This window comes from Gilliamella sp. wkB18 (assembly GCF_001690875.1).
Classification (GTDB): Bacteria; Pseudomonadota; Gammaproteobacteria; order Enterobacterales; family Orbaceae; genus Gilliamella; species Gilliamella apicola_A.
Genome location: NZ_LZHM01000026.1, coordinates 37,036 through 51,367 on the forward strand (window position 1 = coordinate 37,036; position 14,332 = coordinate 51,367).

The following is a 14,332-nucleotide window of genomic DNA, read 5'->3' on the forward strand; positions in this document are numbered from 1 at the left end:
AGAGATGTTATATGAAACCACATTCACTATTAAGCAAAGGCATGGTTGCAACCATGCTGGCGCAGTTTTTTTCAGCATTTGCTGATAATGCAATCTTTTTTGCGATCTTAGCTTTCATCAAAAATTTACATTATCCAACATGGAGTCAATCGGTATTACAGATTAGTTTTGTACTGCCATTTATTATCCTTTCGCCTTTTGTTGGTCAATTTGCTGACAGCATATCAAAAGGTAAGGCAATGATGATTTCAAATAGCATCAAATTATTAGGTGCAGGCTGTATTTGTTTAAATATAAGCCCTTTTGCTGGCTATTTCCTAGTCGGTATAGGCGCTGCGGCCTACTCTCCTGCTAAATATGGAATTTTAGGTGAACTTACGACAGGTGATAATTTAGTTAAAGCAAATGGGTTAATAGAAGCATCAACCATTGCAGCCATTTTACTTGGTTCGCTGGCTGGTGGTCATATTGCCGATCTTAATGTGAGCGCTTCCTTACTTGCGTGCGTGTTAGTGTATGGGCTGGCAGTTATTGCTAACTTTTTTATTCCTAAATTACCTGCTGCACGACAGGATATTTCATGGCAATTTATAGGCATGATCAAGGATTTTGCTAACACAATCAAAATTACCTTCACCAATAAGCAAATCTTATTTACATTATTAGGTACTAGTTTGTTTTGGGGAGCAGGTATTACTTTACGTTTTCTTTTAATTAGCTGGGTTCCAGCTATCTTAAATATTCATGACAACGCAACACCAACAAACCTTAATGCAATAGTTGCTATCGGCATTGTTATTGGCGCAGGTCTAGCTAGTACATTTATTGCTATTAACAAAACCTTACGCTGCGTTCCTGCTGGTATAATGATGGGCATAGCGGTAATTGCCTTCACTTTGCAAGGGAACATAATTTCGTCTTATATTTTACTCATTGTTATCGGAGCATTAGGTGGCTTCTTTTTGGTACCATTAAATGCTTTTATTCAAAAAATGGGGAAAGATTTGGTCGGTGCCGGCAGTGTTATTTCGGTACAAAATCTAAGTGAATACTCAGCGATGATGATAATGTTAGGGCTTTATACGTTAGCCGTTGCTTTAAATTTATCGGTTACTGCTATCGGTGTTGGTTTTGGGGGTTTATTTGCTTTAGTTATATTTTTGTTATGGTTAGGATTAAAAAATAATGAATCACATTAATTTATCAGCAATGCTAACAGAAAGGCGTAATCCTAATAGCGAAAAAATAGATAACTGTTCAACATTAGAAATGCTACAAATCATCAATAATGAAGATAAAAAAGTCGCATTGGCTATTGAAAAAGAGTTACCCAATATCGCAAAAGCTGTTGATGCAATTAGTTTAGCATTTTCAAATCAAGGTAGACTAATCTATATCGGTGCTGGCACATCAGGACGACTAGGTATTTTAGATGCAAGTGAATGTCCACCAACTTATGGTACATCACCAGAACAAGTTATTGGTTTAATTGCTGGGGGCAAAACAGCCGTTTTTAAGGCGGTTGAAAACGCAGAAGATAACCCAGAATTGGCAATTACTGACTTAAAAAACATTAATTTTAGCTCAAATGACGTTTTAGTGGGCATTGCTGCTAGTGGGCGCACACCTTATGTAATAGGTGCTATGCAATATGCTAAATCAATTGGAGCAACAGTTATCAGCTTATGCTGTAACCCATCAGCACCCATGATTACTTTAGCCAATATCACCATTACACCGATTGTTGGTGCAGAAGTGATTACCGGTTCATCAAGGATGAAAGCTGGCACAGCACAAAAATTAGTCCTCAACATGTTAACCACTGCTAGCATGATAAAAATCGGCAAAGTCTATAGTAATTTGATGGTTGACGTAGAAGCTACCAACGCCAAGCTTGTTGAACGGCAAATATCTATAGTTATGCAGGCTACCGATTGCAGCCGTGAAAAAGCCATTGCAGCATTAGCAGAGAGTAACAAACATTGTAAAACCGCTATTTTAATGATTCTTTCAGGTTTAAATGCAGAGCAAGCAAGACTGAAACTTAAAAAAGAAAATGGTTTTATTCGTCAAACGCTGTAACATAAACTAACTTTGTTTTAATAAAAAATAGAAAATTTATGTTGTTATCAAAATGTGATAGATACATAATTTTTCAAATTATTTTATGTTATAAAATAAATGCTTTTATTTTTATACTATTTATATTATTTAATTAATATAAAATTAGGAGGTAGTTGTATGGTAGGAATCATCCTAGCAACTCATGGTGAGTTTGCTGAAGGTATTCTACAATCAGGAACGATGATATTTGGAGAGCAAGAAAACGTTAAAGCTGTTACCTTGTATCCAAGTGATAATCCGGAAAGTTTAAAAGAGCGAATGCTTGAAGCAATAGCTACATTTGATAATCAAGATGAAATACTTTTTTTAGTTGATTTATGGGGAGGCACACCATTTAATCAGGCTAACAATTTATGTGGAGAGCATAGCAACTGGGCTATTGTAGCCGGTTTAAATCTACCTATGTTAATTGAAGCCTATTCCTCGCGCTTTTCAATGGAAAGTGCAAAAGAAATTGCTGCTGCAATTATTGAACCAAGCAAAGAAGGAGTTCGAGCAACAGTCGAAATACCAACACAATCTTCTGCTTCTACTAAAAACGCAAATACTATCCCCGAAGGAACAGTACTCGGAGATGGTAAGATGAAAATCGTGTTAGCTCGTGTTGACTCACGCCTATTACATGGGCAAGTGGCGACAGCATGGACAAAATCAACCAATCCGAACCGGATTATTGTTGTTTCTGATTCGGTTGCAAAAGATGAATTAAGAAAAAAACTCATCCAAGAAGCAGCGCCTCCTGGTGTAAAAGCAAATGTAGTTCCAGTTAAAAAAATTATTGAAGTTTCACGCGATCCTCGTTTTGGTAATACCAAAGCGCTACTTCTATTTGAAAATCCACAAGATGTACTACGAACCATAGAGGGCGGTGTCGATATCAATGAACTTAATATTGGTTCAATGGCCCATTCCGTAGGAAAGGTTATGGTTAATAAAGTGCTGTCAATGAATTCTGATGATGTTGATACATTTGAAAAATTAAAAACAAAAAATGTGAAATTTGATGTTCGCAAAGTACCTAATGACTCTAGCAGTAATATGGACGAATTATTGAAAAAAGCGAAAGAAGAATTGGCGCAACAAAAGAATTAGTTTATTTAAGGGGTTATATTATGACATTGTCAATTATTGCTATCATTTTAGTGATAGTTATTGCCTTTCTAGCTGGTATGGAAGGTATTTTAGATCAGTTTCAGTTCCACCAACCTTTAGTGGCTTGTTCTTTAATTGGACTTGTAACAGGTAATTTAGAAGCAGGGGTTGTATTGGGCGGTTCGTTGCAAATGATTGCACTCGGTTGGGCCAATATTGGGGCGGCAGTAGCGCCTGATGCAGCTTTAGCATCGGTTGCTTCATCAATTATTTTAGTATTAGGTGGCCAAGGTATAGCTGGCGTATCTACCGCTATAGCTGTTGCTATTCCACTTGCAGTTGCAGGGCTATTTTTAACCATGATTGTGCGAACTATTGCAGTTCCATTAGTACACATGATGGATGCGGCAGCAGAAGAAGGTAATATTCAAAAAATTGAATGGTTACAAATTTTAGGTATCTGTTTACAAGGTTTACGTATCGCAATCCCAGCTGCTGCGTTACTCTTTATTCCTGCTGAAATTGTTAGAGGTGCACTAGAAGCAATGCCAGAATGGCTAACAACGGGAATGGCTATTGGTGGTGGAATGGTCGTTGCTGTTGGTTATGCGATGGTAATCAATATGATGGCAAACCGGGAAGTATGGCCATTTTTCATTATCGGTTTTGTCGTTGCAGCGATATCGCAATTAACACTGATTGCACTTGGTGCTTTAGGTATAGCATTAGCACTAATTTACCTCAATCTTTCAGAACGTGGCAATTCATCCAATGGTGGTAGCAAAGGTGATCCACTTGATGATATTTTAAATGATTACTAGGAACTTGGAGAAGAAAATGACTGATAGAATCCAATTAAACAAAAAAGATCGTTTAGCGGTTGCTTGGCGCTCAACTTTCCTCCAAGGGTCTTGGAACTATGAACGTATGCAAAATGGTGGATGGGTCTATTCAATGATCCCAGCTATCAAAAAATTATATACCACTAAAGAGGCTCGCTCCGCTGCTCTTAAGCGTCACCTAGAATTTTTTAATACTCACCCTTATTTAGCTTCTCCAGTACTTGGGGTAACTCTTGCACTTGAAGAAGAACGAGCTAACGGTGCTGCTGTTGATGATGTAGCAATTCAAGGGGTAAAAGTTGGGATGATGGGACCACTAGCGGGTGTAGGTGATCCAGTATTCTGGTTTACCGTACGTCCAATGCTCGGTGCTCTTGGCGCTTCACTTGCGCTAAGTGGTAATATTATGGGACCAATTTTATTCTTCTTAGTATGGAATATTATTCGTTGGGGCTTCATGTGGTATACCCAAGAATTTGGTTACCGCACAGGCTCTAAAATAACCGATAATTTATCTGGCGGATTACTACAAAAAATCACCAAAGGAGCTTCTATTTTAGGGATGTTTGTACTGGCGGCCTTAGTACAAAGATGGGTATCAATTAAATTCCAACCAGTCGTATCTACTGTCAAGCTAGACAATGGTGCTTTTATTGATTGGAATACATTACCAGCAGGTGCTGAAGGCATTCAACAAGCATTAATTCAAATGCAAAGCGGATTATCACTGACTCAACAAAAGGTAACCACCTTACAAAATAACTTGGATCAGTTAATACCTGGACTTGTTCCTTTACTATTAACCTTCTTTTGTATGTGGTTACTTCGTAAAAAAGTATCACCAATCCTAATTATTTTGGGATTATTTATAGTAGGTATTGTTGGTCATGTAATCGGCCTTTTATAAACATATAGCTATGCCTACATATATTTGGAAAGTATGATATTTAAAAATAGCTCCAACTTTCTATTTAATATTACATTAACCTTTTCATCACATAATGTGATGAAAAGGTGTCATTAATCATTTGAACTTTGCATGGATATAGGGTAGATGGTTCAATCATTAAATACTAAAATTGATTTGACAGTGAAAGCAACCGCATTTACAGGCTTATCTGAATACGGCAATATAATAATTGGTAACAAAGCCTTTGAGTTTTATCATCAACAAGATCCACGCAAATATATCCAAATACCATGGAATGAAGTTGACTATGTGATTGCTTCTGTATTATTAGGTGGTAGATGGATTCCTCGTTATTCAATACAAACAAAAAAAAATGGTACATATACCTTTGCATCTAAAGAGCCCAAGAAGGTATTAAAAGCCATTCGAGTTTATGTTGACGGGCAAAAAATGGTCCGGTCACTTGGCTTTTTTGATGTTTTAAAGAGAGCTTTTTTTCACAAAAAGAACAAAAAATGAAAATCACTATTTTGTTATATTTATCGATTTTCACTTAAATTAAATGAATTATAGTTGGTATCATTTTTATCCATCCTTTTTTAAGTTAGTTTAAGTCCACCAATATAGCCTCCATCATCAACAAACAACCATTGCGCTTTTTGCCAAAAAGAGTATAATCCTATGGCTTTGATTTTGTCCGTGTTGGACAAAAAGAAGATTATTTTTTAACTTAAGAGGATGTTATGGTAACTATTCGTTTAGCTCGTGGTGGCTCTAAAAAGCGCCCTTTTTATCAAGTAGTTGTTACCGATAGCCGTAGCCCACGTGATGGTCGTTTTATTGAGCGCGTTGGTTTTTTTAATCCAATTGCACAAGGTAAAGCAGAGGAATTACGTTTAGATCTTGATCGCGTAAATCATTGGGTTGGTTTAGGTGCAACTGTTTCTGATCGTGTTAATGCACTAATTAAACAAGCGCAAAAAGCTGCTTAATTTAGTAATTGATAATCACTGTAATGATGAATACTGAGAATCTTATTGTTGTTGGTAAACTTGGTTCAAGCTACGGCATTCGCGGATGGCTCAGAATTTTTTCGTTTACAGAATTCCCAGATAGCATTTTTGATTACACACCTTGGTATATTCAGCGTGCTGGACAATGGCAAGAGGTAATTGTAGAGAGCTTTAAACCGCATAATCATGATATGATTGTGAAACTTAAAGGCATTGATGATCGTGATCAAGCCATTGCATTAACCAATATTGAAGTGTTTGTTGATGCAGAAAAATTACCTGCACTTAGCAATGGTGATTTTTATTGGAAGGATCTCATTGGTTGCCGAGTTAAAACAGTTAATAACTATGATTTAGGACAGGTAACTGATTTGATGGAAACCGGATCTAACGATGTATTAGTGGTTAAAGCAAATCTAAAAGATGCATTTGGCGCAACAGAACGTTTAATCCCTTTTGTTGATAATCAATTTATAAAACAAGTTGATTTAACAACAAAAATGATTGTGGTCGATTGGGATCCTGCTTTTTAATTGGTAAGGTAAAACTATGTGGATTGGCGTAATCAGCCTTTTTCCCGAAATGTTTCAAGCCATTACCTGTTATGGCGTAACTGGTCGAGCCGTTAAAAATGGACTGTTAACAGTAGAATATTGGAACCCTCGCGATTTTGCGCATGATAAGCATAAGACTGTCGATGATAGGCCTTATGGTGGTGGTCCCGGCATGTTAATGATGGTTCAACCACTTAAAGATGCAATTCATGCGGCAAAAACAGTTGCAGGTAACAATACAAAAGTAATCTATCTTTCCCCACAAGGGCGCAAATTAGACCAACAAGGTGTTTGCGAATTGTCACAAAATCAAAATTTAATTTTGATTTGTGGACGATACGAAGGTATAGATGAACGCGTTATTCAAACCGAAATTGACGAAGAATGGTCAATTGGGGATTACGTGTTAAGTGGTGGTGAAATACCAGCGATGACCATGATTGATGCATTAGCAAGGTTTATTCCTGGCGTGCTAAATCACCAATCATCGGCAAAAGAAGACTCTTTTGCTAACGGTTTACTTGACTGTCCACACTATACTCGGCCTGAGGTGTTAGATGGAATGGCGGTACCTGACGTATTAATGTCTGGTAACCATGAAGCGATTCGTCGTTGGCGATTAAAACAATCACTAGGACGAACTTGGTTAAGAAGAGAAGATCTTCTTGCAAATCTAGCTCTGACTGATGAAGAGCAATGTTTACTCACTGAATTCCAACAAGAATACGGTGACAAACTAAGCAATTAATATTTCAGTATAACTAGTAAGAGATAATATTATGAAAAATGCAATTATTCAGCAATTAGAACAAGAACAAATGAAAAAAGACATCCCGTCTTTTCGCCCAGGTGACACGGTTGAAGTAAAAGTATGGGTTGTTGAAGGTAATAAAAAACGTCTTCAAGCTTATGAAGGTGTTGTTATTGGCATTCGTAATCGTGGTTTGCACTCTGCATTTACAGTGCGTAAGATTTCGAATGGTGAAGGTGTTGAACGAGTATTCCAAACTCACTCACCAATTGTTGATTCAATTACTGTGAAACGTCGCGGTCAAGTACGTCAAGCTAAACTTTACTACTTACGTGAACTTCGTGGTAAAGCGGCTCGCATTAAAGAGCGCCTTAACTAATTTTTTATTGGTTGATATTTAAAACCAGATAAAGGTGGTCACCTCGATGGTGACCGTTTTTATGTCTAAAAGAAATTATTTATGTTAATTTTAATTAGTTAGAAAATTAAAAGTAGTTTTATTCAAAAGGGAATGCTATGGGTAACTATCTTATTGATATTCTTGCCACAACAGTTAAATTATTTGCATTAATGACTCCTCCAGCAGTTTTAAGTGCATTTTTGAGCGGTACTAAGCAATATGATGAATTATTAAGGCGCAAAACAGCGCTAAAAACCTCATATGCTGTATTTATCATTGGTATTGTACTGTTTTTCTTTGGCAATACTATGTTTAGTGTTTTTGGCTTTACTCTAGATGCATTCCGCATAGGCTCTGGTGCATTACTTTTTATCACAGCGGTTTCACTAATGAATGATTCTCCTGAAAAAAACAAAATTAGTAGTGATGAAGATATCAGTGTGGTACCTCTTGCAATTCCACTTTGTATGGGACCCGCTTCTATTGGTACTATCATTGTTATGGGAACAAGTTCAGTAGGCTTTGCTGCCAATATGGTTGGTGCCGTCTCTTTATTCATTGCTTCTTCAGGAATTTATGCAATGCTGTTATGCGCAAAAAGCATTGCAAAAGTATTAAAAAATACAGGTATTGCAATTTTATCGAAACTGACCGGGCTATTAATATCAGCTATAGCCGCACAAGTTGTCTTTACCGGAATATCTGCTTTTATAAAATAACCTAGCATGACTTTTATAATTTCTTCAAACTGCTATATAAAATAGATAAAATACATGTTTTAAATGTCTTAGATCTGATTTAATTCAGAATAGTATGTAATTACCATTAGGTAATCACATACTTAATTGACTAAGTATGTTCATCACTAATCTAATTTAGTAGTTATTGTGAAGTTTACGTTTTTTATAGAAAAAGTAAGTCAGTAAAATGATTATGACTAAGATAACTTCAGATAATAAAATAAAGTGACCCGATTCGCCAAACCATACTCCAACAATAATCACAACATTAACAATAATTGAAATTGCAGCTAACCAAGGAAATAACGGAGATTTAAATTTAATCATCTCTTTGGAATATTTACCATTAATCACACCTTTTCGGAATTGATACTGGCACCAAGCAATAATGATCCAAGCAAAACAACCTACTTGCCCTGTGGCTGCAACTAAATAAAGATAAAGTTTTTCAGCAGCAATATACTTCGATAATAACGATACTGATGCAATACTTGAAATAAATAAAATTCCTTTTGTTGGTACTCCTCGCCTATTTACTTTTGAAAAATACTTAGGAGCTAAATTATCCTGAGCCATAGACCATAACATCCTTGAGCTTGCATAGATTGCAGAATTAGCCGCAGATATTGCTGCACAAAAAATCACAAACAACATTGCATATGAAGCAAATTTAATACCTGCGCGGTTAAATACCCAGACAAAGGGGCTAATCTCACCATGTATTGTTCCATAGGGATAAACAAACGCTAATACTGCAATCGATAAGACATAAAACAATATAATTCTAAAAGCAACACCTGTAATAATTTTCGGTAAAACTGCCTGTGGTGACTCAGCTTCACCTGCTGCACTACCAATTAATTCAACACCTTGAAAAGAATAAGTCACAATAGTCATACAAACCAATATGGCTGAAAAACCATTGGGAAACCAACCATTTTCTGTTTTTAACGTAGGTAAAACCTGTGTATCAACATATTGATGATAAAGCAGATAAATACCTGTTCCTATAAACGCAATAATTGCAAAGACTTTAATGGTTGAAAACCAGTATTCACTTTCACCAAAAGCTCGTACTGAGGTTAAGTGTACTAAGGTTAAAATAACAAGAATTAATAAGCTAAAAAGATAGATAGGAATTGAATTAAAAAAATGATAAGCAATCATCGCAGCAGCCGTTAAATCTGCAGCCATAGACAGCACCCAGCTTAACCAATATAACCAACCAATGGTATAGCTCCAAATTGGATTCGGTATAAACATTAATGCATAATGTTGAAAAGAACCAGCATGAGGAAAGGCACACGATAATTCACTTAAACATAGCATGGTTGAAAGCATAATACTACCAGCTAACAAATAAGCAATAATAGTGCCTAGCGGTCCAACATCGCTAAGAGGTGCTGCAATACCAATAAATAGTCCTGTACCAATTGAACCACCTAAAGAGATCATTAAAAGATGGCGATTCTTTAAATTCTTCTTTAAACTACTAGTACTAGGATAGGAACTTCCTTGATATTCTGATGTTACCATGTAAACCACCTAGTCAGGAATAAAAGCTGCTGGAAACCAGCAGCAACATGAATACATGAATGAATTAATAAATAAACCGTTTGTCTACGCCACTCGCTTGGCACGCCATAAGTAAAGCAGTATAATCAAGTTCAAAACCAATCACATCACCAACTCGTAATGTATTAGGAACATCCTCAATATCAACAATAGTATGATCACTCGTTTGCCCTAAAATAGTAATACTATCATTAATAGGAGTACAGTTTTCAGCAGGTACATCTTGACGGCCAAAAGCAAGTAGTGCCCGTTTACGAGTTCCATGATCAATAAATGTCTTACTATTCAAGAAAGCATCAACACCTAATTCTCCAACAGGAACGGTTGGTTTACTATTAAGTTCAATGATTTGTGCATATAATTTATAGATATTACTGCATGCTTTACCAACAGGCTTATTGGAATGATGAAATTCATCAAGATATTTCATTTCAACATATTCAATACCAAACTCATGTAACCCACCAATTCTTATGTGATTTAACCCTTCTGGCCAAATATTTTTATCTAACAAATGATAGCTGGTACAATTTCCTGCCGATAGATATCGTACTTTAATACTACAAGTTTGCTCTACTTTACGTGCTATATGTAAAAAATCCACCCCATTTTTAACCGTCGGTAATACCGTACCATAGCAATTAAAATTGGTTCCAAGTCCATAAAGTTCAATTCCTGGTAAAGCAAGGATTAATTTTACCATATCAATAATTTCATCAATATTTTCAAACCAAATACCTTCTCGTAAATCTCCCATATCTACCATCAACAAAACTTGATGAACTTTTTGTTGCTTAACAGCTTCATCAGAAAGTGATTGAATAACTTGCTTTTCGCTATTTAGGCTAATATCCGCGTATTTAACCACATCACTAATTTCACTTAAACAAGGACTACGTAATAAGCATGTTTTACAATTTAAAGCATCTTTCAATTTTTTTAAATTGTAAGTTCTTGATTCGGCAATCACATCAATACCACCATCAAGAACAGCTTTTGCTGTTTCAATACAGCCATCAAAAACTTTATTAACAGCCATTACATCAATACCGTGTTTGGCTAAAATAGTTTTTTCAACACGAGCATTTTCTTTTAATTTACATAAATCGATTTCCAATATAGGTTTGTACATATTTACTCCTCTATATTTTACTGTTGTTGCAAATGATTACGTCTTTGAGCTCGATGATAGATCCATTCAGCCAATACAATAGCAAGCACTGCACCACCAACAATTTTAGCGATATACTCAACATATCCACCCATATCAATTTGGGCTGGGGGAATAAATACTAATATCACTGCGAACAATGTAGATAGAAACCCTAAAGCCGGTAAAATAATCGGAAGGACTTTCCCAGGAATTTTAAAGCTACGCGGTACATCGGGTTGAGCAATGCGTAAACGATAATATGCAATAAACATCACTAAGTAAGGGATGAAGTAACAAATTGTAGTTAACGCTGTTAACATCCAATACGCAGCAGCTATACTTGGTGAAACGAATGTTGAAAAACAAAGTACCGTTACGATAATAGCTTGAACAGTTAATGCAAAAGCAGGGGTTTGATATACTGGGTGTAAATGGCCAATGCGCTCACCCAGCAAATTATCTTCTTTTGATGCTTCTTGTAACATATAGATAGGACCAACTAGCCATGAGTTAATTTGTCCTAATGCGCCAAAAAATAAACAGATTGCCATAACAGGAAGCAACCAAGGCATATGTAACTCTTTTGCAGCCGCTTCCATTGCTTGCATAACACCCGCTACGATATCAGTATCGGCTGCGGGTAATAAAGTATTAATAGCCCATGTTCCGACCATATAAATACCAACAATTACCACTGCTGAAACCAGCATTGCTTTTGGAAAGTCTCGTTGTGGATCTCGTGTACGCCCTGCAATCATTGGAGCCACCTCAAGGCCAGCAAATGCGAACATCATGCTAGATAGGAAAACAATAGTATCCCAACTGCTTAAATCTGGCATCCAATCACTGAAATGACTGTAATTAGTTGCCATTGGATGATCTGTAAATAACCAAACAATAGCAAGTAATATGATAATAGCTGCTGGGATAAATACACCGAGCCATGCACTCACACTATTGATAATTTTAGTCCATTGCATGCCACGAATATTCATCAGCGTTAGAATCCAAAATACCACCATAGATCCTACCCCAATAAACACCTCATTTTGGGCTAATTCGGCACTAAACATATATCCAATTGCAGTAAAACCAAATTGCAACATTAACGGGAAGAAGAGCACACAAGAAAACAAGAAACAAACAACTACTATCCAGCCAATACGTTTACCAAAAGCTTCTTTTACCCAAACAAAGATTCCACCATCTTTTGGCCAGCCTGTTGAAAGCTCACCACAAACCATTGCTAATGGAAAAAATAGACAAAATGCAGCGATGAGCCAAAGTATCATTGCAGATGCCCCATAAGGAGCAACATTCGGGATTTGACGCAAGCTGAGTATCGCAATGACATTCATAAACACAATGTCTTTAATACCAAGCAAGCTTGAATCTTTAGAATCACTCATAGTAACCTCACATTATAATATCTGGAGCCTAAAAAATCTCCAGATAGTTCATGATTAATATACGTCGTATCCAACCATATCTTCGTAAGTGTCTTCTCGTCTAATCAACCTATCCTTGTCTTTTTTATCTATCATCACAACAGCGGTACGAGGGCGATTGTTATAAACTGTTTGGCTTTCAATGGTATAAGCACCAGCATCCAAGAAAACCACAATATCACCAATCTGTGTATCTTTTGGCATTAAGAACTCTTCGCCTTTTACACCAACATGGTAATAATCACCGCCATCACATAAAGGACCAGCTAATTTAACATATTCATCATGTGCTTCATTGATTTTTGAAGCATTATAAACATAGAAAAACCAATCGAAATGTTGACTATCAGAAAGCACACTATAGCCAGCATCCACAAATTTCCATTCAACATGCTCTTCAATATTGCCGTCTAAATCATAGTTAGTTTTACGTTTTTCACAGGCTATTTCGGTTACAAGCACGCCAGCTGATCCAGTTACTTTACGACCTGGTTCAATACAAATTTCAACATCAGTACGCCATTTGTGTACTTCATTAATAACGGCATCAGCAAATTCTTGTGCAGTAATTCCCGCATACATGTTATCTTGCAATGGATCGCCATTCTCTTCGTCATACTTATATGGAACAGGAATACCACCACCTACGTTGATTAAATCAAATTTAATGTCAAGCACTTCTTCTAAACGGCGTGATTCATCAACTAATACTTTAGTTGCTTTAGCAAAAGGTTCTGATTCTGGAACCTGATCACCAACATGCATATGTAAACCACGTAAATGCACATAAGGCATTTCAATAATACGACGACAAGTCTCTTCCGCTTGCTCTAGATCAATGCCAGATTTAGCATGATACGCTGTTACCAATTCTGCGTGGGTTGCTGATGGAACATTTGGCTCAACACGCACACAAACATTTGCCACTTTTTTCAAGCGCCTTGAAATTTCATCAATAATATCAAGTTCATATAAACTATCCACATTGATAATATACAGATCATTTTCGATAGCATACTCTAAGTCCACCGGTTTTTTCACTACCCCATTGAACACAATTTGGCTGCCACTAAAACCAATTTCCAAGCATTTGCGCACTTCAAACATTGAGTTCGCTTCGGCATAAATTCCTGCATCTTTAATTGCTTTAAGAACGCCCATTACTGAACAAGTTTTTGATGCATAGAAAATTTTAGTATTTGAATGAGCCTTAAATGCCTGTTTAATTTCTTGTACATTACGGTCAATTTCCTTTTCAGAAAAAACATAAAAAGGGGTTGGATATTTTTTTGCTAATTCTTCTAAATTAACGCCCTCAAAACATAATTTACCGTTTTGAGCACTAAAACGTCGATCTTTCATTATAAGATCTTTACGTAATTTATTGTAATTAGAAATAATTTTGTCGGACATATGACCTCCAGTTAATTAATACATAAAAACTACATAAGAAAACAAGCAAAAATAGCTTATTGCATCCAATGCAATTGATAGATCAATTTGAAAAATATAATAATTAAATAAATAGGTAAAACATTTCTGATAAAAATATTTGTCATTAAATAAAACAGACTACTATGACAAACATTCATTAATTTTATTAAAGATGATAGAAAGGCATTTAATAAAAGAACACGTTTTAGCAAACAATCCAAATTTCATAATGTACTAATATTATGATAGTCAATCTTGAATAATTACAATCTTTGGAAATATTTAAATTTTTTTGG

The 14,332-nt window shown here is 36.0% G+C and carries 14 protein-coding genes and 2 pseudogenes; 12 read left to right on the forward strand and 4 right to left on the reverse strand.

Features of this window, described 5'->3' with window-relative positions; translation table 11 throughout:
* Positions 1-11 precede the first annotated feature (11 nt).
* The 12 genes and pseudogenes from lplT (at position 12) to A9G48_RS01550 (ending at position 8,405) form a co-directional block, all read left to right on the forward strand.
* The gene (gene lplT, locus A9G48_RS01500) at positions 12-1,199 is read left to right on the forward strand and encodes a lysophospholipid transporter LplT (RefSeq protein ID WP_065575689.1); all 1,188 of its coding nucleotides are present in this window, start codon (positions 12-14) and stop codon (positions 1,197-1,199) included.
* Positions 1,186-2,082, forward strand: a complete 897-nt coding sequence (gene murQ, locus A9G48_RS01505) for an N-acetylmuramic acid 6-phosphate etherase (protein ID WP_065575690.1) — start codon at positions 1,186-1,188, stop codon at positions 2,080-2,082. Before lplT ends, murQ begins: the two co-directional genes overlap by 14 nt.
* Before the next feature lie 159 nt (positions 2,083-2,241).
* Positions 2,242-2,617 (forward strand): annotated as a pseudogene (locus A9G48_RS12080) (PTS sugar transporter subunit IIA); the annotation flags it as partial.
* A 56-nt stretch (positions 2,618-2,673) separates the two neighbouring features.
* A pseudogene (locus A9G48_RS12085) lies at positions 2,674-3,216 on the forward strand (PTS system mannose/fructose/N-acetylgalactosamine-transporter subunit IIB); the annotation flags it as partial.
* A 26-nt stretch (positions 3,217-3,242) separates the two neighbouring features.
* Positions 3,243-4,037, forward strand: coding sequence for a PTS mannose/fructose/sorbose transporter subunit IIC (locus A9G48_RS01515; RefSeq protein ID WP_065575700.1), 795 nt, complete (start codon positions 3,243-3,245; stop codon positions 4,035-4,037).
* A 16-nt stretch (positions 4,038-4,053) separates the two neighbouring features.
* On the forward strand, positions 4,054-4,965 hold the full coding sequence (locus A9G48_RS01520; protein ID WP_065575692.1) for a PTS system mannose/fructose/sorbose family transporter subunit IID: 912 nt from the start codon (positions 4,054-4,056) through the stop codon (positions 4,963-4,965).
* Positions 4,966-5,112: 147 nt separating this feature from the next.
* Positions 5,113-5,487 (forward strand): DUF956 family protein, encoded by a 375-nt coding sequence (locus tag A9G48_RS01525; RefSeq protein WP_034946779.1) that lies wholly within the window; start codon positions 5,113-5,115, stop codon positions 5,485-5,487.
* Between the two features lie 224 nt (positions 5,488-5,711).
* Positions 5,712-5,960, forward strand: a complete 249-nt coding sequence (rpsP, locus tag A9G48_RS01530) for a 30S ribosomal protein S16 (RefSeq protein ID WP_034946782.1) — start codon at positions 5,712-5,714, stop codon at positions 5,958-5,960.
* A 26-nt stretch (positions 5,961-5,986) separates the two neighbouring features.
* A complete protein-coding gene (gene rimM / locus A9G48_RS01535; protein WP_034946785.1) occupies positions 5,987-6,514 on the forward strand; it encodes a ribosome maturation factor RimM in 528 nt (175 codons plus the stop codon).
* Positions 6,515-6,530: 16 nt separating this feature from the next.
* A complete protein-coding gene (trmD, locus tag A9G48_RS01540; protein ID WP_034946787.1) occupies positions 6,531-7,283 on the forward strand; it encodes a tRNA (guanosine(37)-N1)-methyltransferase TrmD in 753 nt (250 codons plus the stop codon).
* A gap of 31 nt (positions 7,284-7,314) precedes the next feature.
* Entirely contained in the window at positions 7,315-7,665 is a 351-nt protein-coding gene (rplS, locus tag A9G48_RS01545; protein WP_034913735.1) for a 50S ribosomal protein L19, read from the forward strand.
* A gap of 137 nt (positions 7,666-7,802) precedes the next feature.
* Positions 7,803-8,405 (forward strand): MarC family protein, encoded by a 603-nt coding sequence (locus A9G48_RS01550; RefSeq protein WP_034946789.1) that lies wholly within the window; start codon positions 7,803-7,805, stop codon positions 8,403-8,405.
* Positions 8,406-8,561: 156 nt separating this feature from the next.
* Here the strand turns inward: A9G48_RS01550 and A9G48_RS01555 are convergent, their stop codons facing one another.
* The 4 genes from A9G48_RS01555 to lysA all read right to left on the reverse strand — a co-directional run bounded on the left by A9G48_RS01555 (position 8,562) and on the right by lysA (position 14,015).
* The gene (locus tag A9G48_RS01555) at positions 8,562-9,962 is read right to left on the reverse strand and encodes an amino acid permease (protein WP_034946794.1); all 1,401 of its coding nucleotides are present in this window, start codon (positions 9,960-9,962) and stop codon (positions 8,562-8,564) included.
* A 64-nt stretch (positions 9,963-10,026) separates the two neighbouring features.
* Positions 10,027-11,133, reverse strand: a complete 1,107-nt coding sequence (locus tag A9G48_RS01560; RefSeq protein WP_065575694.1) for an alanine/ornithine racemase family PLP-dependent enzyme — start codon at positions 11,131-11,133, stop codon at positions 10,027-10,029.
* 17 nt (positions 11,134-11,150) lie between these two features.
* Positions 11,151-12,563 carry an APC family permease gene (locus tag A9G48_RS01565; RefSeq protein WP_034946802.1) on the reverse strand — a complete coding sequence of 471 codons (1,413 nt, stop codon included), beginning with the start codon at positions 12,561-12,563 and terminating at the stop codon, positions 11,151-11,153.
* Positions 12,564-12,617: 54 nt separating this feature from the next.
* On the reverse strand, positions 12,618-14,015 hold the full coding sequence (gene lysA / locus A9G48_RS01570; protein ID WP_034946805.1) for a diaminopimelate decarboxylase: 1,398 nt from the start codon (positions 14,013-14,015) through the stop codon (positions 12,618-12,620).
* Positions 14,016-14,332 lie beyond the last annotated feature (317 nt).